The sequence below is a fragment of the Micromonospora sp. NBC_01412 genome (assembly GCF_045040215.1).
Taxonomy (GTDB): domain Bacteria; phylum Actinomycetota; class Actinomycetes; order Mycobacteriales; family Micromonosporaceae; genus Micromonospora; species Micromonospora rubida.
The window spans coordinates 2,817,775-2,841,643 of sequence record NZ_CP109528.1; the positions used below are offsets into that span (position 1 = coordinate 2,817,775).

20 protein-coding genes and 1 pseudogene are annotated in these 23,869 nt (G+C 70.3%); 7 read left to right on the top strand and 14 right to left on the bottom strand.

Annotated elements, in window-relative coordinates; translation table 11 throughout:
* Window positions 1-26: 26 nt before the first annotated feature.
* Together OG617_RS12850 and OG617_RS12855 are read right to left on the bottom strand one after the other, a co-directional pair.
* Window positions 27-3,260 carry a LamG domain-containing protein gene (locus OG617_RS12850; RefSeq protein ID WP_405101578.1) on the bottom strand — a complete coding sequence of 1,078 codons (3,234 nt, stop codon included), beginning with the start codon at window positions 3,258-3,260 and terminating at the stop codon, window positions 27-29.
* Complete coding sequence (locus tag OG617_RS12855; protein ID WP_405101580.1) at window positions 3,257-7,405, bottom strand: hypothetical protein; 4,149 nt, start codon at window positions 7,403-7,405, stop codon at window positions 3,257-3,259. The genes OG617_RS12850 and OG617_RS12855 overlap by 4 nt, the downstream gene beginning before the upstream one ends.
* A gap of 841 nt (window positions 7,406-8,246) precedes the next feature.
* On the opposite strand from OG617_RS12855, the gene OG617_RS12860 reads away from it, so the two are divergent.
* From OG617_RS12860 to OG617_RS12875, 4 genes are all read left to right on the top strand, one after another.
* Window positions 8,247-8,516, top strand: coding sequence for a metal-sensitive transcriptional regulator (locus OG617_RS12860; protein WP_091089764.1), 270 nt, complete (start codon window positions 8,247-8,249; stop codon window positions 8,514-8,516).
* Between the two features lie 135 nt (window positions 8,517-8,651).
* Entirely contained in the window at window positions 8,652-10,052 is a 1,401-nt protein-coding gene (locus OG617_RS12865) for a rhodanese-like domain-containing protein (protein WP_405101583.1), read from the top strand.
* A 120-nt stretch (window positions 10,053-10,172) separates the two neighbouring features.
* Window positions 10,173-10,775, top strand: coding sequence for a rhodanese-like domain-containing protein (locus OG617_RS12870; protein ID WP_405101585.1), 603 nt, complete (start codon window positions 10,173-10,175; stop codon window positions 10,773-10,775).
* Complete coding sequence (locus tag OG617_RS12875; protein ID WP_405101587.1) at window positions 10,772-11,662, top strand: sulfite exporter TauE/SafE family protein; 891 nt, start codon at window positions 10,772-10,774, stop codon at window positions 11,660-11,662. Before OG617_RS12870 ends, OG617_RS12875 begins: the two co-directional genes overlap by 4 nt.
* A gap of 13 nt (window positions 11,663-11,675) precedes the next feature.
* Here OG617_RS12875 and OG617_RS12880 read toward each other — a convergent pair whose 3' ends face one another.
* On the bottom strand, window positions 11,676-11,954 hold the full coding sequence (locus OG617_RS12880) for a hypothetical protein (protein WP_405101589.1): 279 nt from the start codon (window positions 11,952-11,954) through the stop codon (window positions 11,676-11,678).
* Between the two features lie 474 nt (window positions 11,955-12,428).
* On the opposite strand from OG617_RS12880, the gene OG617_RS12885 reads away from it, so the two are divergent.
* On the top strand, window positions 12,429-12,665 hold the full coding sequence (locus tag OG617_RS12885; RefSeq protein WP_405101591.1) for a GntR family transcriptional regulator: 237 nt from the start codon (window positions 12,429-12,431) through the stop codon (window positions 12,663-12,665).
* Between the two features lie 69 nt (window positions 12,666-12,734).
* Here the strand turns inward: OG617_RS12885 and OG617_RS12890 are convergent, their stop codons facing one another.
* The 6 genes and pseudogenes from OG617_RS12890 to OG617_RS12915 form a co-directional block, all read right to left on the bottom strand.
* Window positions 12,735-13,205 (bottom strand): hypothetical protein, encoded by a 471-nt coding sequence (locus OG617_RS12890; RefSeq protein ID WP_405101593.1) that lies wholly within the window; start codon window positions 13,203-13,205, stop codon window positions 12,735-12,737.
* A 207-nt stretch (window positions 13,206-13,412) separates the two neighbouring features.
* Window positions 13,413-13,541 (bottom strand): annotated as a pseudogene (locus tag OG617_RS12895) (transposase); the annotation flags it as partial.
* Between the two features lie 10 nt (window positions 13,542-13,551).
* Window positions 13,552-14,082, bottom strand: coding sequence for a hypothetical protein (locus OG617_RS12900; protein ID WP_405101596.1), 531 nt, complete (start codon window positions 14,080-14,082; stop codon window positions 13,552-13,554).
* Between the two features lie 77 nt (window positions 14,083-14,159).
* Window positions 14,160-15,443: a hypothetical protein gene (locus tag OG617_RS12905; RefSeq protein ID WP_405101598.1), complete on the bottom strand. Its 1,284-nt coding sequence runs from the start codon at window positions 15,441-15,443 to the stop codon at window positions 14,160-14,162.
* Between the two features lie 333 nt (window positions 15,444-15,776).
* The gene (locus OG617_RS12910; RefSeq protein ID WP_405101601.1) at window positions 15,777-16,046 is read right to left on the bottom strand and encodes a superoxide dismutase; all 270 of its coding nucleotides are present in this window, start codon (window positions 16,044-16,046) and stop codon (window positions 15,777-15,779) included.
* A 4-nt stretch (window positions 16,047-16,050) separates the two neighbouring features.
* Window positions 16,051-16,665, bottom strand: a complete 615-nt coding sequence (locus OG617_RS12915; RefSeq protein ID WP_396685599.1) for a superoxide dismutase — start codon at window positions 16,663-16,665, stop codon at window positions 16,051-16,053.
* Window positions 16,666-16,926: 261 nt separating this feature from the next.
* Between OG617_RS12915 and OG617_RS12920 the strand changes: the two genes are divergently transcribed.
* Entirely contained in the window at window positions 16,927-17,355 is a 429-nt protein-coding gene (locus OG617_RS12920) for a Fur family transcriptional regulator (protein ID WP_405101603.1), read from the top strand.
* A gap of 23 nt (window positions 17,356-17,378) precedes the next feature.
* Complete coding sequence (katG, locus tag OG617_RS12925) at window positions 17,379-19,655, top strand: catalase/peroxidase HPI (RefSeq protein ID WP_405101605.1); 2,277 nt, start codon at window positions 17,379-17,381, stop codon at window positions 19,653-19,655.
* Between the two features lie 171 nt (window positions 19,656-19,826).
* Here the strand turns inward: katG and OG617_RS12930 are convergent, their stop codons facing one another.
* From OG617_RS12930 to OG617_RS12950, 5 genes are all read right to left on the bottom strand, one after another.
* Complete coding sequence (locus tag OG617_RS12930) at window positions 19,827-20,381, bottom strand: carboxymuconolactone decarboxylase family protein (protein WP_405101607.1); 555 nt, start codon at window positions 20,379-20,381, stop codon at window positions 19,827-19,829.
* Window positions 20,382-20,435: 54 nt separating this feature from the next.
* On the bottom strand, window positions 20,436-20,990 hold the full coding sequence (locus OG617_RS12935; protein ID WP_405101609.1) for a carboxymuconolactone decarboxylase family protein: 555 nt from the start codon (window positions 20,988-20,990) through the stop codon (window positions 20,436-20,438).
* A gap of 68 nt (window positions 20,991-21,058) precedes the next feature.
* Entirely contained in the window at window positions 21,059-21,607 is a 549-nt protein-coding gene (locus OG617_RS12940; protein ID WP_405103662.1) for a carboxymuconolactone decarboxylase family protein, read from the bottom strand.
* Between the two features lie 177 nt (window positions 21,608-21,784).
* Window positions 21,785-22,369, bottom strand: a complete 585-nt coding sequence (locus OG617_RS12945) for an isochorismatase family protein (protein WP_405101611.1) — start codon at window positions 22,367-22,369, stop codon at window positions 21,785-21,787.
* Between the two features lie 92 nt (window positions 22,370-22,461).
* Window positions 22,462-23,760 carry an MFS transporter gene (locus OG617_RS12950; RefSeq protein ID WP_405101613.1) on the bottom strand — a complete coding sequence of 433 codons (1,299 nt, stop codon included), beginning with the start codon at window positions 23,758-23,760 and terminating at the stop codon, window positions 22,462-22,464.
* Between the last annotated feature and the right edge of the window lie 109 nt (window positions 23,761-23,869).

The window sequence follows — 23,869 nt, forward strand, 5'->3', positions numbered from 1 at the left end:
CCACTCCCTCCGGTGTCCCACGCGGCTCACGACTTGCCGATCAGGTAGCGGGCGAGCACCTTGTAGACGCTGTTGGTGGCAAAGCCGCTCTGGCTGACCTGGGCCTGGATGTCGTTGCCGACGACGGCGACGCCGGCGTTGTAGATGCTCCGCGCGCCGGTCTTGCGGTACGGCTGGGCCAGCATCTCGACCTTCGGAGCCTCGGTCCACTCCCGGTACGCGACGTACTCGACCCGGGTCAGCAGCCGGTGGGTGTTCGAGTTGGTGTCGTGTATCAGCACGGTCAGCTCCAGCCACGACGTGCAGTGGTTGGTCAGGTTGTAGAGCTGGTGGGTGCGGCTCTCGCCGTCGTTCATCCGGCCGTTGAACAGCATCGTCATCAGGCCGACCGGTGCGCCGTCCGCGCTGATGTTCGTCGAGCCGTGCACGGTCAGCCGGGATCGTGGGTCGGCGTGCCCGAGCGCCACGTTGCCGTCCGGGTTCAGGTGGATCGCGTCGACGATCCTGCCCTGGGTCTGGGTGCGCAGGCGCAGGCCCAGCGACGTCCGGCCCGAGTCGTCCCGGGCCTGCACGAACGCCGTACCGTCACGGCCGTCGCCCTCGTAGGCGTACAGGTGGAGGTGGCCCCGCCCGTAGTAGTCGCCGTCGACGTGCAGCTTGGCCTTCGGGTTCGGGGCGCCGACCCCGACGTTGCCGGCCGGTTGCAGGATCACGTGGTCGTCCGGGTCGTTGCTGGTCCCGACGATCAGCCGGGCGCTCTCGCCGGCACCGCCGGTCGCCGCGGCGTCCTGGTACTGGATGAAGCCGTAGTCGCTGCCCCGGTTGACCCGGCTGCGGAACACGATGCTGCTGGCGCCGCCGCCGTTGTCGTGGTCGATCAGCAACGAGCCGCTGTTCGGGCCGTGCCCGGTGCCGGTCGCCTCCTGTACGTGCAGCGGGGCGGCCGGGCTGCTGGTGCCCACGCCGACGTACGACCCGTTGGCCACCAGCGGGCCCTTGACCACCGGGCAGATGAACTGGCCGTCCTGGTAGCCGGGAACGTTCTCGTAGCGCAGGTAGAGGTTGGCCGGCCCGGACGGCAGGGAGGAGCGGATCCGGGCCAGCGGAATCTCCACGATCTCCCGCAGGCCCAGGCTGGTCTTGCCGATCGGGGTCAGGACCAGCTCGGTCGCCTCGCCCTCGACCGAGGTCCGTTCCACCTGCCAGCCCGTGCGTACCGCGGCGTTCGCCGGGATGTCGACGTCCTTCAGGTCGCTTCCGGTGCCCAGCGCCCACGGCCGGTCCAGGGTGGCCCGGGTGGTCGGCTCGTGGTCGAAGGAGATGCGCAGCCGGGTCGGGTTCTGGCTGGTGTCGCGCGGGGCGAGCGGGATCGGCCCGTCGGCGGCAAGGTTGGCCACGTGCAGCACCAGCATCGACTCGGAGCGGCTGTCGTTGAGCACGGAGTTGCCGCCGGTGAAGCCGGCGTGCAGCGGGATCTCCGGCTTGCCGAGCCGGTTGATGATCTTCAGAATCCGCCGGCGGTGGCCCTCCAGCGCGGTGGTCTGGCCGGCGTACCGCAACTGCCGGTAGTGCAACTCCACCCGGGTGGCGCGGGTGCCGCCGGCCACGTCCGCGATCGCGTGTTCGAGGGTGAGGTGCCAGGTCCGGCCCTGCTCCAGGGTGCGTCCCCTGGTGCTGGCCAGGTAGAAGACCACGGTCTGGTCCTCGGACACCGGCTTGCTGATCTGCCACCCGTCGGCGGCGACCCGGACCAGTTGTTGCGGCTTGGCCGGATCGAGGCAGGGCGCGGCCAGCGTACCGGCCCGGAACCGCAGCGCGAGGTGGTGGTTGGTCGCGGTCGGTGCGGTGGTGATCGGATCCAGCAGGACCGGCTGGTCGGCACTGTTGGTGATCTCCAGGAAGAGCTGGTGGCCGGTCGGGTCGCTGTCGATCGGCAGTACCGTCTCGTCGTCGCCGTCGAGCAGGTCGAAGACGAGCGGGTGGCTGCGCCGCACCGAGGTGACGGCGGCCTGGTCCACGGCCATGCCGCGCTGGATCGCCTCGGCGGGCAGCGCCGCCCGGAAGATCCGCAGGTGGGCCAGGTTGCCCTTGAACCGGTGGCCGGACGCCGCACCGTCGAGGTCGCCGGCGAGCAGCAGCGGGGCGTTGTTGACCACCGGGGCGCCACCGGTCGGTCCGGTCGCGGCGAGCACCCCGTTGATGTACGTGGTCGCGGTCGTACCGTCGTTGGTGATCGCGACGTGGTTCCACGCGTTCCAGGCGATGCTGCCCGGCGGGGTGTCCGGGGCGCCGGTGTTCCAGTTGCCGCCGGCATTGAACCGGTGGTGGATGTGACCGGCGCTGTTCAGCCAGATGTTGAAGTTGCGGCCGGGCTTGCCGACGATGCCCTGCCAGAGCGTGGGGGGCGGGCCGTCCGGCTTGAGCCAGATCGAGACGGTGTACGCGCCGAGCCGCAACGCCTCGGCGTCGGGCATGGTCAGCATCTCGTTCGTTCCGTCGAACCGCAGGGAACGTCCGAAGAACTCGTCGAGCACGGTCGAGGGCGTGCCGGTCGCTCGGGCGGCGAGGGTGGAGCCGGCGGCGTCCACTGCCGCGTTGTCGCGCAGTTCGTCCAGCGGCAGGTGCAGTACGAGCTTCGCCAGGTCGATCTGCATGATCTGGCGGATCTGGTCCTCGGTCAGCGCCCGCCGGTAGATCCGCAGCGAACCGATCCGGCCCTGGAAGTAGGTGCCGGCGTTCCGGCCGCCGACCCACGCGCCCGTCAGGTTCACCTCGGCCGTTTTCCCGTACTGCCGGGTCTCGGTGAGCTTGCCGTCGACGTACAGGGAGATCCGCTGGTCCCGGCGGCTGTAGCTGACCGCCAGGTGGTACCAGCGGTTCGCCGTGAACGCGTACCCGAAGATCTGGTCCCCCGGCTCGCCTCCGGTCAGGTTCACCTTCAACCTGGTGTTGACGAACTCGATCAGGAGGTTGCCGGTCGGCCAGTCGGCGCAGGCGAGCACCGTGCGGGTCCGGTCCAGCACGTCGGCGCGGACCCACAGCTGGATGGTCACCGTGTCGGTGCGACCCAACGGCGGGATCTCCACGTAGTCGGTGGTCCCGTTGAACTGGTAGCACCGGCCCAGGGTCGGATCGTCCACCGGCTGCGCCCTGCCCCGGGCCGTACCGTTGTTGCCGTTGCCGGAGCTGTCGACGACCGTGCGCCTGTCGTCCTGGGTGAGGGTCAGGTGCAGGGCCAGCCCGCGGTCCAGAGCGGTCATCGTGTCCTCGCATCGTCGCTGCGCGCCCGCGCTGGGCGGAGGGTGAGCCAGCCTTCCCGGATCTCCTGGGGGCCGGTGAACAGGGCGTCGGCGCGCATCGCGGCGATGCCCGACTGGTACAGGTCGAAGATCAGCCCGATCCGGGCGGCAAGCCCGGCGAACGGTCCGTCCAGGTCCGGCGGCGCGGCCCGGTCCTCGGCCGGGGCGCCCACCACGACGCCCGGTCGCTGGTCGGCCGGCACGATCCTGGCCCGGATCGGTTCGCCGTCCAGCGGCGTCAGCCAACCGGTCTCCGGCCGGACCAGGTGAGCCCAGACGTCCGCCGCCGCCGGCAGCGCCGCGCTGAGCCGGGCCGGGGTGACCGGGGCGGCCGGCGCCGAACCGGTCGCCGGGTCGATGCCGAGCACCGCGTCGGCCCACTGCTCCAGGCCGGCGAAGTCACCAGGCAGGGTGACGCTCTTGCGCCGCGCCGGCGCCAGCACGGTGGCACCGCCCGCGCCGGCCGGCACCAGCCACCGGGTCCGCGGGTCGAGCAGTTGGGTCCACAACGCCGCCGCGGTGGGGAAGTGGGCCAGGAAGGCGGCCCGGGTGATGGTGGCGTCGGCCTCGGTCTCGACCCACACCGGCCCGTTCGACGCCGGCTCCGGCGCCAGCCAGGACCAGCGGTACCCCGGCTCCTCGGCGAGCGAGATCCGGACCTGGTCACGCGGGGTGATCAGCGGCGCGGTCAGGAAGGTGACCTCGATCGCGGCCAGCGCGGCGGTGAACTGGTCCGGCGGGATGTCGATCACCTTGGTGGGCAGTACGCCGCTGCTCGCGTGCACCTTGCCCCGGGGATCGACCAGCAGGGTCAGCTCCTCGGGCGGGTCGTCGATCGCCTGCCCGACCAGGGCGGCCGGGCTGTCGTACGGCACGATCCGGGCGTGGTCGGACGGCTCGGCCAGCGCGGCGTAGAACGTGTTGTCGGCGTACCCGTCCCCGGTCTCCTTCCAGAAGCCCAGCAGGCCGTCGTCGAACTGGTCCCGGGCGCCGATTCGGACCGGAAACCGGACCCCGGTGAAACCCTGCGAGTCCCGGGTGCCCCGGCGCAGGTCCTGGTCGAAGGAGGGCCAGCTCTGGCTGACCGCCGGCAGCCCGCACAGCTCCAGGTTCACCTTCGCCCGGACCACCGCGACCGGGCGACCGAACAGCAACCCAAGGCCCTGCTGCTGGGCGGCGTTCTCCGGCGCGACGGTGTCCAACGCCGACTCGATCACTTCCAGGAACGTCGCCAGGAAGCCGGCCTGCCCGGTGTCCGGCGCACCCGGCGCCCGGGTGAGCTGGGCGGCGACCCGGCGCAGGTGCGGGTTCATTCCGGCGAAGGCCTGGTCGTGGACCTGGGCGGAACTCACCGGGGCGGTCGCGCCCGGCGCCGGCTCCCAACTCGCGGACTGGTCCACCTGCCCCAGGGCCACGCCGCTCCGGTCGTAGAACATCAGGCTGTCGTCGAGATGGTTGGGCAGGATCCAGCCGCAGATCGGGCTGCTGACCGCGTGCGCGCCGGCCTCCACGTGGTCGGCGTCCGCGGCCAGCCAACGCAGGTTCAGCCGGGCCGGCTGGACCAGCCGGGGCGGCAGGCCGATCCAGGTGGTGTTGGCCGGCTCGGCCAGCGGCTCCGGCCGGACCAGCCGGTCCCAGGTGAGGTCGCGTACCTGCCCGAAGCTGTCCACCAGGCGCAGCCGGCTGATCTGTAGCGCGCCGGCCCGGATCGGGTTGAAGTCGTCCATCGGCATCGGCGCGCTGTGGTTGCCGTGCCGCACCGCTGCCCGTACCCGGCGGGTGAAGTCCGCGTCGTCGGCGAAGGCCAGCGGGTCGGCGACCGGTAGCTGCATGGTCTGCCGGCGGGCCAGCAGCGCCTCGTTGAACCCGCTCAACGCCTGCGACAGCGCGGCGAAGTCGGGGCCGAGCCGCCGGTACGCGGCCACCACGTTGGCGACCGGGTCGTCCGGCCCGTCCGGGCGATACCGCTGGGCGTACCAGGTGACCACCTGGTCGATGTCCTGGAGCAGGAAGTCGGCGGTCCGGTCCTCCTCGGCGATCCGCACCGCGGCGAAGAACTGCTCGTGATCGCGGTGCAGCACCAGGTCGACCAGGTACCGGCCGATGACCGTGCGCATCTGCTCGGCGGCGAACGAGGTGAGAATGCTGCTGCCGTGGTAAAACCGGGCGCCGACCGCGAGGTGCTGCCGGTCGTCGCGCAGGGCCAGCTCGACCGAGTCGCCGTCCAGCTGGTAGTTGGTGTTGATGTAGTCCGGGTCGTACGCGCCGTCGCGGTTGACCTGCTCGGCCCGGGGGAAGAACTGCACCTCCCAGTCCAGCAGCACCGGATGCCAGGGCTGCCGCCGCCAGAGCGCGAAGCCGACCGTCTCCCGCCCGGCGGCCACCGCGCCGGCGAGATCCCGCCACACCGCGTCGACGGCCTGCCAGAGCGCCTCCGGTTCGGCGAAGTCCACCTCGGGCAGCAGCCGGGTGTCGAGCATGTCGTCCGGCCGCAACCGGTGGTCCTGGCCGTAGCGGGTGGAGGGGCGCACCGCGTCCCCGGCCAGCAGCACCACCGGCTCGGCGGGCTGGTAGTAGCGCGGGCCGGCCACCTGGCGCAGCGTGTAGCCGGCCCGGTCCGTGCCGGTGGCCCGCTCGGCCAGGCTCCGGCGGATCTGTTCGGCGGCCTGGTGCCGCTGCTGGTCGAGCCGGGCGGCGGCGACCACCTGCTCGTCCAGCGTCGCGAGGTCCGACTCGATCAGCGCCCGGACCGTGTCGGCGTCCGGATAGTCGTCCACCTCGTCGTGCGGCGGGTAGCTGCACAGCAGGTACTTGTACCAGTCGGAGAAGATCTGGCCGCGGGTCGACTCGATCCGCTGCCGGGTCCGGTCGTACGTGTCCTGGAGGTGGTTCAGCTCGGCGAGTGCGGCGGAGATGTCCGGCGGCAGGTCGGCGAGATCCTGCTCGGCCGTGGCGTCGGCGGTGCCGGCCGCGAGCTGCGAGCTGACCGTCCAGCGGGACTCGCCGTCGACCGGCCGGAAGGTCCGCTCGTGGTACGCCTCGGCGAGCTTCGCGTTGGTGTCCAGCCCTCGCTGCTGCGCCCCGGTCAGCTCCAGCACTGCGGCGAGCTGCCGCTCGACGGCGGCGGCCTGGTCCGGCCCGGCCGCGTCCGCGTCCGCCAGGTACGCGGCGAGCGCCTCGGCACCGCTGTTGCCGACCGCCAGGATCAGGCCGGGAGCGTCGGTGGTGCTGGTCGGGGCGAACCGCAGCCGGGCGTGACAGGCGACCCGCTCGGGCGGGGTGTTGCCGAGTGCGGTGGCGGCGGCGTGGTCCAGCAGTTGCCCGACCCGCTCCGCCACATCCTGGAACGGCGTGCTCAGCAGCTGCCCGGCACGCCAGCTGGTGATCGTGGCCAGCGCCGTCTGGTTGTCCACCGGGGCCAGCCAGTCCCGGGCCAGCAGCTCCCGCCAGAGTGGATCGGGATCCGTGGATATTGCGCGCAATTGTTCCTTGGTGACGGTGACCCGGGGGGTCCAGCCGTATTCCTCGGCCAATCTCTCGAGCAGCGGACCGGGCGTGACCGAAGCCGGCGAGGCCAGTTCGAGTTCGGTGGCGAGTTGGCGGACCAGTTGCCCGATGCAGTCGTTACCCGACGCCCGATACCAGCCGATCACGTCATACTGCAAATCCGGGCCGAGCGGCCCGGGATCGGGATCGTGAAAACCGAACACGCTGTGGCAGTTCGGATAGACGGCGGCAAAGGCGGGATGGCCGTATCCGGCTGCGGTCAGCTTGTCGAGATGTTCCGGCACCCGCCCGGCATCGCGGTCGGGATCGAGCCACTGAGCCAGCGGCATGGACCGCCCGAGGAACCGGAACGGATGGATTGTGGAATCGTCCAGATAAGCAGGCACGGGGAAGGCTATGGCGCCCGACAGTGCTCCCTCACCGGCTGGATACAGGTAGTCGCTCTCGACCACCCAGCGCCGCTCGACCACGCTGTCTCCGCTGGTGGCGAGCCTGCTGCGGGTTACCAGCCAGTGGGTCGGCACGGCAGGGAAGGCGGTGCCGTCCGCCGTGTGCCCCCCCTTCGTCAACGCATCCGGCAGCGCCCAGTGCAGATGCACGCCGGCCTTGAGAATGAGGTTCTGGTCATGGAACGGCGTTGCGACAATCGATTCGCTCAGGTAGGCGACCTCGGGATTGATGTCGCGGGTTCCGTCGAAATAGGGCAGTTTTGAGAAATCGGCCGCGCCCTCGGTGACCGCGAGATCTCCGGTGAGATACAGTGCATCGAGGTGAATTGGGACAAGCAGTGCCGACCCCATACCACTCCGTTCGGGTTGTGGGATGCGGGATGACGTGGGAATACCGCGGCGCGACCGGCGGGCAGGCGCTTGCGGCTCCCGAACCCTAGCGAGTGATGGCGCCGCACAGGAAGCCCCGCGCGCTGTCCAGGAACTGACGTGCGCCCGCTTTTCCGGGATGTCGAACCGGCCCCCGTCGATTGGTCACGGGGCGGGAAATCGTCGGTGCCCGGTCGACCGGGCCGGGATGTGCCGAGTTCCGGCAGGGTAGGCGCGTTCCGGGTCGATCCGGGTCGATGGGCGGCGGTGATCCGCCGGGTCTGCCGCCGGCGACCGCCGGTTCCGTACCGGCCGGGAGTCCGTGCCGGCCATCGATGAGTCGGAAAGCTGACCCCGCCCGACCCGGCGGTGCTTGCCGCGCCGCACCGGGCCGCGCGGCGGACTGCGATCCGCCGGTCGGTGGTTAGGTCAACATCTCGCAGGGCTCCACTCCGGCGGGGAATGGATACCCCTGGGGGTATGTTCTCATGGTCGTAGGCGGCAATCGTGGAAGGTGGGTGGCGTGGCCAGCACGGCTTCGACGCAGGACACCGGAAGCGTCCGCGGAGCCACCGGCATACCCCCCGGGGTAGGTGTTACGGTGGAAGTGGAGGTAGATGAGATGAAGTTGCGTCCCGAGATGACCGGGGAGGCGCTGACCCGCCTGAAGCGAGCACGAGGGCAGCTCAACGCGGTCATCGAGATGATGGAGAGCGGCCAGGACTGCCGCGAGGCGCTGACTCAGCTCGCCGCGGTGTCGAAGGCGATCGACCGGGCTGGCTACAAGATCATCGCCTCCGGCATGCGGCACTGCTCCGGTGCCCGCGATCGCGGCGAGCAGCCGGAGATGACCGAAGAGGAACTGGAGAAGCTGTTCCTGGCCTTGGCGTGATCCTTCAGGGCTGATGCGCCCCGGCGGCTTGTTCCTCGCCGGGGCGGGTAAGTGAGTGTTCGAGTTCGACCAAGGGTGACGACTGTTCCCCGTATACCCCCCGGGGTATACGGGATGGCGTGAAGGAGTAGACGGATGACGGTGCAGGTGTCGGTCATCGCGACCTCGTCCCTCGGGGACCGCAGCTACCTGGCGACGGACGGCCGGGTGGCAGTGGTGGTGGACCCGCAGCGGGACATCGACCGGATCGTGTATCTCGCGGGTGAGAAGGGTGTGCGGATCACTCACGTGGTGGAGACGCACATCCACAACGACTACGTCTCCGGTGGCCTGCAACTGGCCCGGCTGACCGGCGCGGAGTACCTGGTCTCCGCCCACGACGAGGTGGGCTTCGACCGCATGCCCGTCACCGACGGCGATGAGGTGGCCGTGTCCGACCTGCTGCGGCTGCGAGTCGTCGGCACGCCCGGGCACACCTTCCACCACCTGTCCTACGTGCTGGACGAGGCCCGGGACGGTGGCTGGTCGCCGGTGGGGGTGTTCACCGGCGGGTCGCTGCTGTTCGGCACGACCGGGCGTAGCGACCTGCTCGGCCAGCAGCACGCCCACACCCTGGCCCGCCACCAGCACGACTCGGCGCGGAAGTTGGCCGACCTGCTTCCCGACGGCGCCCAGGTGTGGCCCACCCACGGCTTCGGCAGCTTCTGCTCGGCCAGCCAGGCCGACGCCCCGGAATCGACCATCGGCCGGGAGAAGCAGGCCAACACGGTGCTGCGGCTGGCCGCCGACCAGTTCGTCACCGAGACTCTCGCCGGGCTGGACGCCTACCCCGCGTACTACGCCCACATGGGCGTGGTCAACGCCGCCGGGCCCGCCCCGGTCGACCTCAGCCCGGTGACCCGGGCCGACGCCGCGCAGTTGCGGGAGCGGATCACCGCCGGGGAGTGGGTGGTCGACCTGCGCCACCGCAAGGCGTACGCCGCCTCCCACCTGGCCGGCACGGTCAGCCTCGGCCTGGACGGGCCCATGTCGACGTGGCTCGGCTGGCTGATCGACTGGGGGGTGCCGATCGTCTTGCTGGCGGAGACGCCGGGGCAGGTCGCCGACGCCCAGCGGGAACTGGTTCGCATCGGCATCGACCGGCCGGCCGCCAGGGCCACCGGAGCCCCCGACCAGTGGGCGACCGGCCCGGCCGACCTGCGGAAGCTGACCGTCGCCGACTTTCCGGCCCTCGCTGCCGCGCAGGCCGGGAGCACCCCCGAGGCCCTGCCCACCCCGCAGGTCGTCCTCGACGTCCGGATGACCAACGAGTGGAAGGCCGGCCACATCGACGGCGCGGTGCACGTGCCGCTGCCCGACCTGCCCAAGCGACTCACCGACGTGCCGGCCGGCACCGTGTGGGTGCACTGCGGCTCCGGCTACCGCGCCACCGCCGCCGCGTCGCTGCTGGCCAACGCCGGCCGCGAAGTCGTCCTGATCGACGACATGTTCGGCCACGCCGAGCAGGCCGGCGTGCGGATGGCCGCCACCGCCTGATGATCGCCGCCCTCGTGCCGGGTCGGCCGATGCCGGCGCGGCACGAGGACGCCCCCATGACCACGCGGGTCCGACCAGCGGTCCGCGCTCGTACCGAAGCGACTTCAATGGAGGAAGAACGTGACCACGACCCCGACCACCCCCTCGACGCTCGACGCGGCGACCTTGCGCGAGCTGATCGCCGCCGGGCGGGCGCCCCGGCTGCTGGACGTGCGCACCCCCGGCGAGTACGAGACCTCGCACATCCCCGGTTCCTATAACGTGCCGCTGGACCTGCTCAAGGAGCACCGCGAGGAGCTGCGCCGCCACCTCGACGAGGACGTGGTGCTGATCTGCCGCTCCGGGGTCCGCGCCGCCCAGGCCGAACAGGCCCTCGCCGGGGTCGGTCTGCCCAACCTGAAGGTGCTCAACGGCGGCATCATGGCCTGGCAGGCTGCCAACGCCCCGATCGCCCAGGGCAAGCCCCGGTGGGACCTGGAGCGCCAGGTCCGCCTGGTCGCCGGGTCCATCGTCCTGGCCAGCGTCCTCGGCTCGGTGTTCGTGCCGCAGCTGAAGTGGGTCGCCGGGTTCATCGGCGCCGGCCTCACCTTCGCCGCCGTGACCAACACCTGTGCGATGGGCATGCTGCTCGGCAAGCTCCCATACAACCGGGGTGCCAGCTGCGACCTGGACACCATCGTCGGCCAGCTCCGTGGGGGGCCGACCACCGGGCGGCGGGCATGACCGGCGGCCTCGCGCTGACCGTCGGGCTGGCCGTGCTGGTCGGGATCAGCCTCGGCCTGCTCGGCGGTGGCGGCTCGATCCTCGCCGTGCCGCTGCTGGTCTACGTCGCCGACCTGCCGGCCAAGGAGGCCATCGCCACCTCGCTGCTCGTCGTCGGCGTCACCAGCGCGGTCGGTGTGTTGCCGCACGCGCGGGCCCGGCGCGTCCGGTGGCGTACCGGGCTGATCTTCGGCGTGGCCGGCATGGCCGGCGCGTACGCAGGCGGCCGCCTGGCCGAGTTCATCCCGGCCGGGGTGCTGCTCACCGGGTTCGCACTGATGATGCTCGCCACCGCCGTCGCGATGATCCGCAGCCGGCGCAGCGCCGAGGGCCGGCCCGTGCCGCACGAGCTTCCCGTCGGGCGGGTCGTCCTCGACGGTGTCGTGGTCGGCCTGGTCACCGGCCTGGTCGGCGCCGGCGGCGGCTTCCTGGTGGTCCCCGCCCTCGCCCTGCTCGGCGGCCTGCCGATGCCCGTCGCCGTCGGCACCTCGCTGGTCGTCATCGCGATGAAGTCCTTCGCCGGCCTGGCCGGCTACCTGTCCAGCGTCAGCATCAACTGGGGCCTGGCCGCCGCGGTGACCGCCGCGGCCGTCGTCGGCAGTCTGCTCGGCGGCCGGCTCGCCGGCCGGGTTCCCGAGGACGTGCTGCGCAAGGCGTTCGGCTCGTTCGTCGTGGTGATGGGCGTCTTCGTCCTCGCCCAGCAGCTTCCCGGCGCGGTGCGGACCAACCCGCTGCTGTGGATCGCGCTCGGCCTGGCCGCCATGGTGGCGGTCGGCGTCACCGTCTGGCAGAACCGACGGCGGGGCCAGCACAACGCCCGCGAGGTCGTGGCGGCCCGACGCCGCTGAGACCCGGCGGGAGTCAGCTCCGCCCGGAGGCCCCCGGCTCCCTACGCCCACGGGAGAGGGGCTGTCGAGCCTTCCGAGGGGAGGGGGCGGAGAGCTTCCGGAGTCCGGCAGGCTGCACGAAGAGTTCGCGCCGGGCGACCGCATCGCCCCGCTCGTCCAACTGGTAGCCCTCCAGCCATGACCACCCGTGGTACGTCGGCAGGCTCATGACGCGGATGAGGCGGAAGAAGATCGGGGTGACGAACTGCGGGCTGGCCGCCCGGGTGACGTGCAGGACGTCACCGGCCCTCACGATGAAGCCTCCTGTCCCGCCAGGCCTCCAACGTCTTGCGAGCATCCACGATTCGTGGACACCCGTCGTCGCCGCACTTGGTGCACACGTTGCGGTGATGAAAGTCGATCACGTAGCCGGCCATGACGACGGAGAAGGGTGGCTCTGGCCGCCGCTCAATGTGCATGACGGGCCTTCACCTGGTTGTGGCACTTGGCGGCCCGGCGGGAGCGAACGGCGTCCGTCAGCGGCTCGGGGGGCGGCTGAGGCTCGCCCTGCTGCGGGGTCGGCTCCCCGTTCACGTTGTCAACGGGCTGGTCAGGACGTTGGAACCACTTGAACCTGGACACAGCACTACTCCCTGGGCTGCTGGTTTACAGACGCGTACCGAGGGTAGTCCAACCCGTCCTGCCTGCCTAGCCTGTACACCCTGTCTAGGACGGGATGCCCGTACCCGACCTCCTGCCCAGGCTGTGCGTCCATAAGGTCCTGCCCATGGTTGACGAGATGTCCCCGGTGGCGTTCTACGTCCAGCTCGCAGACCTCCTCGCCAAGCAGATCGAGGAGGGGAAGCTGAAGCCGCGCCAGCCGCTACCGAGCGAGTCAACCTTGCAGCAGGAGTACGGCGTCAGCCGCGGAACGGTCCGCGCGGCGATCCGGCTGCTGCGTGATCGAGGGATGGTCGTGACATTCACCGGACGCGGGACGTTCGTCGCTGAGAAGAAGCCCTAGCCTCGGGACTACCTCCGAGAGCCAGCGGCAGCTGCGGAGGCTTACAGTCTTAAAGGGCCACGACGGCTCTTAACTCCCCGCTCGCTCATCGGCGCGTACAAGTGGACGCTCGCATACCTGCTGCCACGGGCTGCCCCGAAGCGCGATGGGGTAGCTCGTCCGCCGGACCCGGTGGTCGGCGGTCTCCACGGAGAAGCTGACGGGCAGCGGCTCCGGTGCGAACGCGGTCATGCAGTCGAACGTGACCTCCACGTCGATCCAGGCTGTTCCACCCGGGCGCATCAGCCGGGACTGGCCTGTGTCGCGTACCAGGGCCCCTGGCCGCTGTGCCCCTTCCACCCGCACCGTGATCGGAGCCGGGCCGGCGTTGACCAGCACCAGTTGCGCGTTCGGCAGCACGGTCCTACCGTCGTCCGAGCCCGACGCGCTGCCGAACGAGCCCGGCATGGCCACCAGCGAGACCGTGCCCGCCCTGGCCCGTTCGTCACGGGAGGCCCGCAACTCGGCGCCGGCGGCACCACCGATCACCACGCCGAGCACGAAGACAGCGATCAGGTACGAAGCTGCCTTCCGCCCGACGCGCGGCCCAGCGGGCCTGCCCCCGTCCGAGATTCCTGGCTCATCGCCGGGCACGTCAAGGTCAATGAATCCGTGGCTGGCCGTCACCGCGACAGCCTAATTTGAGATGCATCCATCAGCCGACGCGAACGGTGTCGGCCTCCGCGTCGGGTGGGAGTCAGACCGCACCAGCCGACGCTGTCTCTTACGCACGATCTGGGGCTCGACCGTGCCGGCACGGTCCCGTTGGGGGACATCGATCCGCACCGGCCTGCTGGTATCGGTCAACACGGCCTTGGGCCGGGTGCCGTTACGGATGCCATGTCGCTCAACCAGTACGGGCGGGCACCGGGGTTGCGTCGGAGGTGAGCATGCCCGCCACGGCGGGCGTGAACTCGGTGATCAGCGCCCAGGTCATGGGTGCGGCGGCGGCAACGGCTGCGACGGTGGGATCGGTATGCCGCAGGAAGGCGAGGTGACGGCAGGCGTGCACGGCGACGTCCACGGGTCGGATCTCGGCGGGAGTGGGGGCGAGGGAGTCCTCGGACCCGAGCACTGGTGTGGGTGCGACCGGTGTCGTGGCGGCGCCTGGACAGGGATCGGGTAGTGCCACGTAGGTGACGGTCAGGCGACCGTCGACGAAACGCCACGACGTGGAGTGCAGGAGCCCGTCAAGGCCCCCCGGCGGCAGTGCGGCCAACGACCGCGCAACGACATCGGGGGGTTCGTCTCGCAGCGGGGCGGAGAGGGGCCGGAAGCGCAGGCCATCCTGGTCGGCACTGATCAGGAGCACCTCGACGACGACGCTCGGGAGCGGCAGCGCCGTCGGTGCGACGGCGGCAAGTGGTGAGGATGGCACGTGATCAGCTTAGGGAGACGGTCCTGCGGACCTCAGATGATCCCTGGCTGTTCACCCCGATGATCGGGGCGGAATGCTCAGGTGGCGGAGGCGTCGGCGGACGCTGCCACGGTCCATTGCGTGCCTGCCCGGGTGTCGTTGATGATCACTCCGGCGGCTGTCAGGGCCGCTCGGATGTCGTCCGCAGCCTGGTAGGCCTGTTCGGTGCGGAGCCGCTCGCGTAGGCCGAGCAGCGGTTCCACCAGGGGGCGGAGCAGGTCGTGGGGGTCTCGGAGACCTGTCGCGGCGGCGTGTCCGAGCCGCACGATGAGGCTTCGGAGCACCGCGCGGGCCTGGCTGGTGCCCTCGTCCTCCTCGGTGTCCGCGGCCCAAACGCCGATCGTCTCCTCGAGGTCCAGGACGGCTTGCACCATATCGTCGGCTGCTCCGGCGAGCCGGGCCATCTCGAAGCGCCGCTCGCAGTGCAGGGTCACCTCCGGCAGGGTTGCCGCTTGAGCCACTCGTGACGGTTGAATGGGAATACCGTCGACCCTCGTCGATGCAAGCCGGTCGCTGCGTGTCAACGCGCGTAGCTCGGCCAGGCTCAGCGTGACGCCGGCGGGCAGGACGCGGCTGCGGCCGGCGCGGCGTACGGTCAGGCCGCCTCGGCCAGTGATCTCCACGCTGCCGCTGAGCAGGTCGACGATCACCGCGGTGTGCTCGTCCACGCCGAGAATCGCGGCGTCGGCCGGCAGTTCCCGTTCGAGGATGGTCAGCCGGTGCTCTCCCAGGTAGGAGTAGCGGGTGTCGTGGGTGCCGCCCTCGGTGTTGTCGTAGTGCGGGATCACCACCACCTGCAGGTCAAGGCAGGCGAGCAGGTTCAGTCCTTCGCGCCAGTGCGGTGCGGCGCCGACCTTGTAGATCTCGTAGACCGGCACGGCGAGACACCCCATCGTGGCGGCGGCGGCCGAGGCGAACACGACCGCGCCGCGCGGATGCCGGATCCGTTCGACCAGCGCGGCGGCGAGGGGCTGTCGATGCCAGTGGTCGAGGGCGTAGGAAGGGCTGCCCGGACCGGAGAAGATCCAGTCCGAGGTCTGCACCATCGCCAGACCCCGGTCGGCGTCCGTCCCGGCAGATGCCCGGCCGCGCATGCCCGGCGCCACCGACACCCGGAGCCCGACGCTGTGGTGGAAGTAGTTCTGTGCGCGGGCGGAGATGTCGGCGACATTCTCCTGAAAGCCGTACGGCGTCTCGAGGAGCACCGCGTTCGGCCGGTCCGACGGCAGCCGGTCGACGACCGCCCGGTGGACGCTGACCATGGTCGGGCTCGTCTCACCGGACCCCATGATCGCGAGCAGGCCGCACTCGACTCGCTGCATGAGCTGCCTCCTCGGCCAGACTCCAACCCGCGACCACCTCGGACCGTAACCCATCGGGGGCACACCGTCACCCCAGCCTCCCCCGGCGGCCCCTGCCCAACCCAGCCAGAACGCAGGCCGGGCGACAAGCACAACAACTGGCGCCGAAAAGGATGCGCGGGTCACCTCCGGCAGTGACCGGGCGGTGAGCGGCAGCGTCGTAGAAGCCCCGCGGTGGACGCGGCGTCCGCGTGGATCCGTCGCGGGCAGGCGGGGGTACGAATCTTGCCGTCGCCGCGTCAGCCGGGAGCGGGGCCCTCGCAGCCGGTGTGTCCGGCTGCGAGAACCCTGCCCTCAGTGCCCGGCCGGTGGTGGCTGGCCCGCCGTGGCCGCGACCAGCAGGGACAACTCCCGCACCAGGTCGTCCATCGACTGCCCGCTGCTGGCCCTGACCAGGCCGAGCGCGAGGTCGGCGAGCAGATAGAAGCCGAGGGTGCGGGCCTGCTCACTGGGGAAGGCGGCGAGGAGCGCCTCGGCGCCGGCGAGGTCGCCTCGGTGTTTGGCGGCGATGACCCCGGCGGCGCGTTGGAGCAGTTCCGCCCCGGCGGGGGTCGGTGCGGTCACGCGGTCAGATCTTCGGGGCGGCGGCGCGGGCGGCGTCGAACCGGGCAATCACGTCGGCCCAGTTCACCACGTTCCACAGCCGGTCCACGTAGTCGGGGCGCACGTTCTTGTACTGCAGGTAGTAGGCGTGCTCCCAGGCGTCGAAGACCAGCAGCGGGGTGGTTCCCTGGCCGACGTTGCCGTGATGGTCGTAGACCTGCTCGACGATCAGCCGCTGGCCGAGCGGTTCCCAGGCGAGGACGCCCCAGCCGGAGCCCTGCACGCTCTTCGTCGCGGCGGAGAGCTGCCCGGCGAAGGCGTCGAACGAGCCGAAGTGCTCGTCGATCGCGGCGGCGAGCTCACCGTCGGGGCGGTCGCCGCCCTCGGGGGACAGGTTGTTCCAGAAGATGGTGTGCAGCACGTGCCCGGACAGGTTGAACGCGAAGGTCTTCTCCAGGCCGACCAGCGTGCCGAAGTCGCCCTTGGCGCGGGCCTCGGCGAGCTGCTCAAGGCCATCGTTGGCGCCCTTGACGTACGCGGCGTGGTGCTTGTCGTGGTGCAACTCCAGGATCTGCCCGGACATGGCCGGCTCCAGTGCGCCGTAGTCGTAGGGCATGTCGGGCAGGGTGTAGACCGCCATCAGGGTTCCCTCCGATGATGCTGCCGAATCTTGGCTATTGCCAGTATCTTGCAACAAGGCCGTACTCGGCCAGGATCCCGGTCACCTGGTGCTGGGCCGCCCAGGCGAGTCCGGCGTCCAGGGTGTCGAACACGCCGGAGGCGTATCGGGCGCGGCCACCATGGAAGATCCAGGTTGGGCGGCCGGGTCTGTGTCGAAGACGCGTAGGCCGAATCGAAGCCAAAATGGATTCGTTCCAGAAAAATAGGCTATGTTCGTCGTGTGACGCCCGACTTCGAGACCCAGTTACGGGCGGTCTCGTTGCGCGTGACCCGGCCTCGGTTGGCGGTGCTCGCGGTGCTGCGTGACCATCCGCATGTCGACACCGACACGGTGATCGAGCTGGTACGAGCGGATCAGCCCACGGTCTCCCACCAGGCGGTGTACGACGTGCTGCGGGCGCTCACCGACGCCGGTCTGGTGCGGCGCATCCGGCCTGCCGGTGCGACCGCCCGGTACGAGTCCCGGGTGGGGGACAACCACCACCATGTCGTGTGCCGCTCCTGCGGTGCGATCGCCGACGTCGACTGCGCTGTCGGCGATGCTCCCTGTCTCACCGCCTCCGACGACCACGGCTTCGTGGTCGACGAGGCGGAGGTCGTCTACTGGGGCACCTGCCCCGGATGTGCGACCGAACGCACCTCCCAGTGATCCGCCGGTTCGGAAGGAAACAGATGAGCGATACTCAGGACAACGCCCCCGCCAGCGCGCAGGGCGTGGACAAGATGGCGGCGGCTGGCTGCCCGGTCGCGCACGACTCGGTGACCGCACACGGCAGCGAGAGCGAGAACCCGGCGATCGACTCGCCGACGCCGAAGACCGGAGGTCGTCCGCGCACCAACCGGGACTGGTGGCCCAACCAGCTCGACCTCTCGGTGTTGCACGCCCATTCGTCCAAGGGCAACCCGCTGGGGGAGAACTTCAGCTACGCCAAGGAGTTCGCCAAGCTCGACGTCGAGGCCCTCAAGCGGGACATCACCAAGGTCCTGACCACCTCGCAGGACTGGTGGCCGGCCGACTTCGGCCACTACGGCGGCCTGATGATCCGGATGAGCTGGCACGCCGCGGGCACCTACCGCATCGAGGACGGTCGCGGTGGCGCCGGCGACGGTGGTCAGCGGTTCGCCCCGCTCAACAGCTGGCCGGACAACGCCAACCTCGACAAGGCCCGCCGGCTGCTGTGGCCGGTCAAGCAGAAGTACGGCCAGAAGATCTCCTGGGCCGACCTGCTCGTGCTCGCCGGCAACGTCGCCCTGGAGTCGATGGGCTTCAAGACCTTCGGCTTCGGCTTCGGCCGGCAGGACGTCTGGGAGCCCGAGGAGATCTTCTGGGGCCCGGAGGACACCTGGCTCGGCGACGAGCGCTACGCCTCCGAGAAGGAGATGGCGGCCGGCGTCGGGGCGACCGAGATGGGCCTCATCTACGTCAACCCGGAGGGCCCCCGCGGCAACGCGGACCCGCTCGCGGCTGCGCACTTCATCCGCGAGACCTTCGCCCGGATGGCGATGAACGACGAGGAGACCGTCGCCCTCATCGCCGGTGGCCACACCTTCGGCAAGACCCACGGCGCCGGCATCGCCGACGACCACGTGGGCCCCGAGCCCGAGGGCGCCCCGCTGGAGACGCAGGGCCTGGGCTGGCTGAGCACCCACGGCAGCGGCAAGGGCGGGGACACGATCACCAGCGGTCTCGAGGTGACGTGGACCGACGTGCCGACGCAGTGGAGCAACCGCTTCTTCGAGATCCTCTTCGGCTACGAGTGGGAGCTCACCACGAGCCCCGGCGGCGCGAAGCAGTGGGTCGCCAAGGATGCCGAGGCGATCATCCCGGACGCCCACGACCCGTCGAAGAAGCACAAGCCGACGATGCTCACGACTGACCTGTCGCTGCGCGTCGACCCGGCGTACGAGAAGATCTCGCGCCGTTTCCTGGAGAACCCCGACGAGTTCGCGCTGGCGTTCGCCAAGGCCTGGTACAAGCTGCTGCACCGCGACATGGGTCCGGTCAGCCGCTTCCTCGGGCCCTGGGTCGCCGAGCCCCAGCTGTGGCAGGACCCGGTGCCGGCCGTCGACCACGAGCTCGTGGGTGACGCCGACGTCGCCGCCCTCAAGGCGAAGGTCCTGGAGTCCGGCCTGACGACCGCCCAGCTGGTCTCCACCGCCTGGGCCTCCGCCGCCAGTTTCCGGTCCACCGACAAGCGCGGCGGCGCCAACGGCGCGCGGATCCGCCTCGAGCCGCAGCGCGGCTGGGAGGTCAACCAGCCCGAGCAGCTCGCGGCGGTGCTGGAGACCCTCGAGGGCATCCAGCGGGAGTTCAACTCCGCCGGCGGCGCGAAGATCTCGCTCGCGGACCTGATCGTGCTGGCCGGCTCGGCCGCTGTCGAGAAGGCGGCGCGCGACGCCGGCGTCGAGGTGACCGTGCCGTTCCACCCGGGCCGCACCGACGCCACTGCGGAGCAGACCGACGTCGACTCCCTCCGGCTCCTCGAGCCGCGGGCCGACGGGTTCCGCAACTACCTGCGTGCCGGCGAGAAGACCCAGCCGGAGGTGCTGCTGCTCGACCGCGCCTACATGCTCAACCTGACGGCGCCCGAGATGACCGTCCTCGTCGGCGGCCTGCGCTCCCTCGGGGCCAACTCCGGCGGCACCCAGCACGGCGTACTCACCGACCGGCCCGGCGTGCTCACCAACGACTTCTTCGCCAACCTGCTCTCCCCGGGCACCCGGTGGAAGGCGTCGGAGTCCGACGAGCACGTGTACGAGATCCGCGACCTGGCCACCGATGAGGTGAAGTGGACCGCCACCGCGGTCGACCTCATCTTCGGCTCCAACTCCCAGCTACGGGCCGTCGCGGAGGTCTACGCCAGCCAGGACGCGCGCGACAAGTTCGTGGCCGACTTCGTCGCAGCCTGGACCAAGGTCATGGAACTCGACCGGTTCGACCTCACCTGATCCGGCTTCACACGACGAGCCCCGGTCGATCCACCAACGATCGACCGGGGCTCGCCCGCCACTTGTCCACCCGGCTCACGGAACCGCCGACCCGCACCCCGCCACGACGTCGGGAAAAACCGTCAAGCGTGGCCTGAGTATCACTGCTCGTAGCAGCGCACGGGTTGAAGATCAGGTTGAGACCGTGTTGCGGTAGCCGACGCTGACGACCCGCCGGGCCGTCTCCTCGTAGTAGCTCGGATCACTCGGGGTGAACGTGCCGAGGCCGTCGACGTACCGGTTGACCATGCAGAAGGCCGCCGCGATCAGCACCGTGTCGTGGAGCTCCTCGTCGGTGGCGCCCTCAGCACGGGCGGTCGCGACCAGTTCGGGGGTGACCTCGCGTCCGCTGACCTGCACGGCCCCGGCGATGTGCAGCAGGGCGCGCAGCTTGGCACTGACCGGCGCGTTGTCCAGGTCGGCGCGTACCTGGTCGACCAGGGGCATGCCCTCGTCGAGCAGGGCGGCGGCGAGCGCGGAGTGCGCCGAGCAGCAGTAGGTGCACTCGTTGCGGCCGGAGACGTACGCGGCGATCAGCTCGCGGTCGGCCGTCGACAGGCTGAGCGGCCCGCGCAGCAGGGTCTCGGCCAGTTCCATCATCGGCTTGCCGGTCACCGGCCGGTACTTCATCGGGCCCCGGACCCCGGGAAACTCTTTCTCGTCCACGCCCAGGTCGATGTGTGCCATGGCGTCACGCTCCCAATTCGGCTAGCGGGTGAAAGCTCGGGTGACCGGTACGGGTCAGCGGTCCAGCACCGGCAGATAACCCTGGGTGGCGACCCGTCCGGCCGGCCCCAGATACCACTCCTGGTCGTCGGGTACGAGCGTGCCGAGGCCGTCGACGTACCGGTTGAACATGCAGTACGCCGCCGCGATCAGGACCGTGTCGTGGATCTCCAGGTCCGTGGCGCCCTCGGTGCGTGCGGCCTCGACCAGTTCGGGGGTGACGCTGCGTCCACTGACCTGCACGGCCCCGGCGATGTGCAGCAGGGCGCGCAGTTTCGCGGAGATCGGGGCGTTGTCCAGGTCGGCGTGAACCTGGTCGACCAGGGTCATGCCCTCGTCGAGTTGCACGGCGGCGAACGCCGAGTGCGCGCCCTGGCAGAACCGGCACTCGTTACGGCCGGAGACGTACGCGGCGATCAGTTCCCGTTCCCCGGGGGTGAGCGGATGCGGCCCGCGCAGCAGCACCTCGTTCAGCGCCAGCAGGGGGCGGCCGGTCTCCGGCCGGTAACGGATCAGGCCGTGGATGCCCAGGTAGACCTGCTCGTCCTGGCCGAGGTCGATATGTGCCATGACCTGATGCTCCGGGTTTGCTCGTCGGGCGGACGGGGTTCGGTCCGGTGGCGCCGGCCGGATCGTCGTCAGACGACCTGCCGGTAGCCGGTGTTGACGATGCGCTCGGACGCCTGCGCGTACCACCCGGGGTCGCCCGCCGGTTGCGTGCCGAGGCCGTCGACGTACCGGTTGAACATGCAGAAGGCCGCCGCGATGAGCACCGTGTCGTGGATCTCCAGGTCCGTGGCGCCCTCGGCACGGGCGGTCGCGACCAGTTCGGGGGTGACCTCGCGTCCACTGACCTGCACGGCCCCGGCGATGTGCAGCAGGGCGCGCAGTTTCGCGGAGATCGGGGCGTTGTCCAGGTCAGCGCGCACCTGGTCGACCAGGGTCATGCCCTCGTCGAGTTGCGCCGCCGCGTACGCCGAGTGCGCCGAGCAGCAGTAGGTGCACTCGTTGCGGCCGGAGACGTACGCGGCGATCAGTTCCCGTTCCCCGGGGGTGAGCGGATGCGGCCCGCGCAGCAGCACCTCGACCAGCTCAAGCAACGGTTGGCCGGTCTCCCGCCGGAAGCGCAGCGGCCCACGGATGCCTGGGAACTCGGCCTCATCCACCCCTAGATCGATGTGTGCGATGGAGTCACTCTCCCGAATCTCGGAGCCGGTCCCTGATCGTGGCTGAGGACCGAATCTAGCGAGTCCACTGTGGCATCTCAAGAGTGTGTCGTGCGCTGTCCGGTGACGTCCAACCAGCCGAATACCGGCAACGTGCCCGATGCCCGATCAGCGGGTCTCGGGGAAGGCGGAGCCCAGTCAGTTGCGGGTCTTGGCAAGCATTTCAACGATCTCGGTGGTGGAACCGGTCTGGCCGAGAAGAGGGAAGATCCGTTGAATGCTGTTGCGGTGGGCCTCCAGGTCCAGGTCGGCCATGGCGTCCGTCGCGAGTGTGACGTGGTAGCCGTGTTCGTAGGCGGCGCGGGCGGTGGACTCCACGCCGATGCTGGTGGTGAGCCCGGCCAGCACGATCTGTGTGACGCCGCGGCGGCGTAGTTGCAGGTCGAGATCGGTTCCGTAAAAGGCACCCCAGGAGCGCTTGGCCACGGTGATGTCGTCGGGGTGGCCGACCATGTCGTCGACGATGACATCCCAATCTTCGGGCAAGGAGGCGGGCCGGGGTGGGATCTCGTTGCGGCCTGGTGCGGCATCCGATCCGTCCGCACGGGCCGTGACCCGGACCAGGACGACCGGGGCGCTGTGTTCGTGGAAGGCGCGGGCCAGCTCGACCGCCCGGGCCACTACCTGTGGGCCGGTGTAGGGGACGGTGGGGGCGCTGACGATGGCGTTCTGAAGGTCGATGATGACCAGCGCGCTGGACGGGTCAAATGCGGTGACAGTCATGAATTGTGGCTTTCTGCATCGGCGGCTCGGCCGCGGTGTCTCACGGGTGGCTCGGGGCCAGTTCGCGCTGTTGTCGGATGGCTTTGCGTCTGTCAGTTGTTGATGGCCTCCTTAATCGGCTTCACGGGAACCGCTGCCTGTGGTTGGGCGCGGGTTGTTGCCAGCTCAAGGTCGGGTACAGGTGCGGAATGCTGGCGGCGGGGCAGCAGCAGCGGGCTGGCGAGGATCAGCAGTCCCGCGATCGTGATAGCCGTGCGTGGGCTGGTGGCGCTGGCGAGCAGTCCGCCGAGCGCGCTGAGGATGGCGATGGAAGCGCTGCTGCTGATCGACCAGGCCGACAGGGTGCGGGCGATGCGGTCTTTGGGGGTGTGTTCCAGCCGGTAGGTGGCGAGCACCGGGTTGTACAGGCTCATGCTGATGATGATCGCGAGTTCGACCGCGATCACCGTCGCCAGGCCGGCGGCGCCGGGCTGGACGAAGGCGAGGCCGATCAGCCAGATCGCGCGCAGTGTGCCGACGGTACGGAGGATGCGGTGTTGGCCGTACCGGGCCACGACACGAGGGGCAAGGCGTGAGCCGATGAGTCCGCCGACGCAGGGGGCGGCGAAGGCGAGGCCGTACTGCCAGGGCGGGAATCCGAGCTCGCGGAGCATGAGCACGGCCAACAGCGGCTCGGTGGCCATGATCAGTCCGCCGACGAGCAGCTGGTTGACGTAGAGCGCCCGTAGGCCGGGATGTGCCAGGAGGTGTCGCCAGCCGTCGAGCAACTCGCTGGCCCGGACCCGGCGCTTGTCGGTGCGCTGCGGGGGTTCTTCTCGGCCGCGAACAGCGGTGACCGCCAGCGCGGAGAACAGGTAGCTGAGCGCGTCGGCCATCACGGTGGTAACCGGCCCGAACAGGCCGATCGCCGCCCCGCCCAGTGGCGGCCCGACTGCGATGGAACTCCACGTCGTCGACTCGAACCTCGCGTTGGCCACGAGCAGGTCATCCGGCCGGACGAGCTCCCTGAGGTAGGCGCCGCAGGCCGCGTTGAAGGCGATCTTGGCTGCGGCGACCACGACCGAGACGACCAGCAACTGGACGAAGCTGAGCAGGCCGAAGGCGTACGCGATGGGGATCGTCATCATGACCGCGAACCGGGCCAGGTCCATCGCGATCATCACCGGCCGCTTGCGACGAAACTCCACCCACGGCCCGAGCGGTAGCGCGATCAGCGCGCCCACTGCCGGCCCCACCGCGGACAACGCGGACACCTGAGCGGGGCTGGCATCCAACACCAGCACGGCGATCAGCGGCAACGCACCGAACCCGAACCCGGACCCATAGGCGCTGACCGCGTACGCCGCCCACAACCATCCGAACTGCCGACCCAGGGATCGTCTCGCCGCCACGCCCCACACCTTCCGCATCGAACAACTCGCCGTTGACCGCTGCGATCAAACCAAGGCATGCGACGACGGATCAAACAACTACGCCGACGGTGAGCCACAACCAAATGTT

What these genes read in the sequence shown, in the direction of transcription:
- OG617_RS12865 (WP_405101583.1), top strand. Translation starts at nt 8,652, where the DNA reads ATGACGGTGCAGGTGTCGGTCATCGCGACCTCGTCCCTCGGGGACCGC.
- OG617_RS12860 (WP_091089764.1), top strand. Translation starts at nt 8,247, where the DNA reads ATGAAGTTGCGTCCCGAGATGACCGGGGAGGCGCTGACCCGCCTGAAG.
- OG617_RS12930 (WP_405101607.1), bottom strand. Translation starts at nt 20,381, where the DNA reads ATGGCACACATCGACCTGGGCGTGGACGAGAAAGAGTTTCCCGGGGTC.
- OG617_RS12915 (WP_396685599.1), bottom strand. Translation starts at nt 16,665, where the DNA reads ATGGCGGTCTACACCCTGCCCGACATGCCCTACGACTACGGCGCACTG.
- OG617_RS12935 (WP_405101609.1), bottom strand. Translation starts at nt 20,990, where the DNA reads ATGGCACATATCGACCTCGGCCAGGACGAGCAGGTCTACCTGGGCATC.
- OG617_RS12885 (WP_405101591.1), top strand. Translation starts at nt 12,429, where the DNA reads ATGGTTGACGAGATGTCCCCGGTGGCGTTCTACGTCCAGCTCGCAGAC.
- OG617_RS12850 (WP_405101578.1), bottom strand. Translation starts at nt 3,260, where the DNA reads ATGACCGCTCTGGACCGCGGGCTGGCCCTGCACCTGACCCTCACCCAG.
- OG617_RS12875 (WP_405101587.1), top strand. Translation starts at nt 10,772, where the DNA reads ATGACCGGCGGCCTCGCGCTGACCGTCGGGCTGGCCGTGCTGGTCGGG.
- OG617_RS12905 (WP_405101598.1), bottom strand. Translation starts at nt 15,443, where the DNA reads ATGCAGCGAGTCGAGTGCGGCCTGCTCGCGATCATGGGGTCCGGTGAG.
- OG617_RS12945 (WP_405101611.1), bottom strand. Translation starts at nt 22,369, where the DNA reads ATGACTGTCACCGCATTTGACCCGTCCAGCGCGCTGGTCATCATCGAC.
- katG (WP_405101605.1), top strand. Translation starts at nt 17,379, where the DNA reads ATGAGCGATACTCAGGACAACGCCCCCGCCAGCGCGCAGGGCGTGGAC.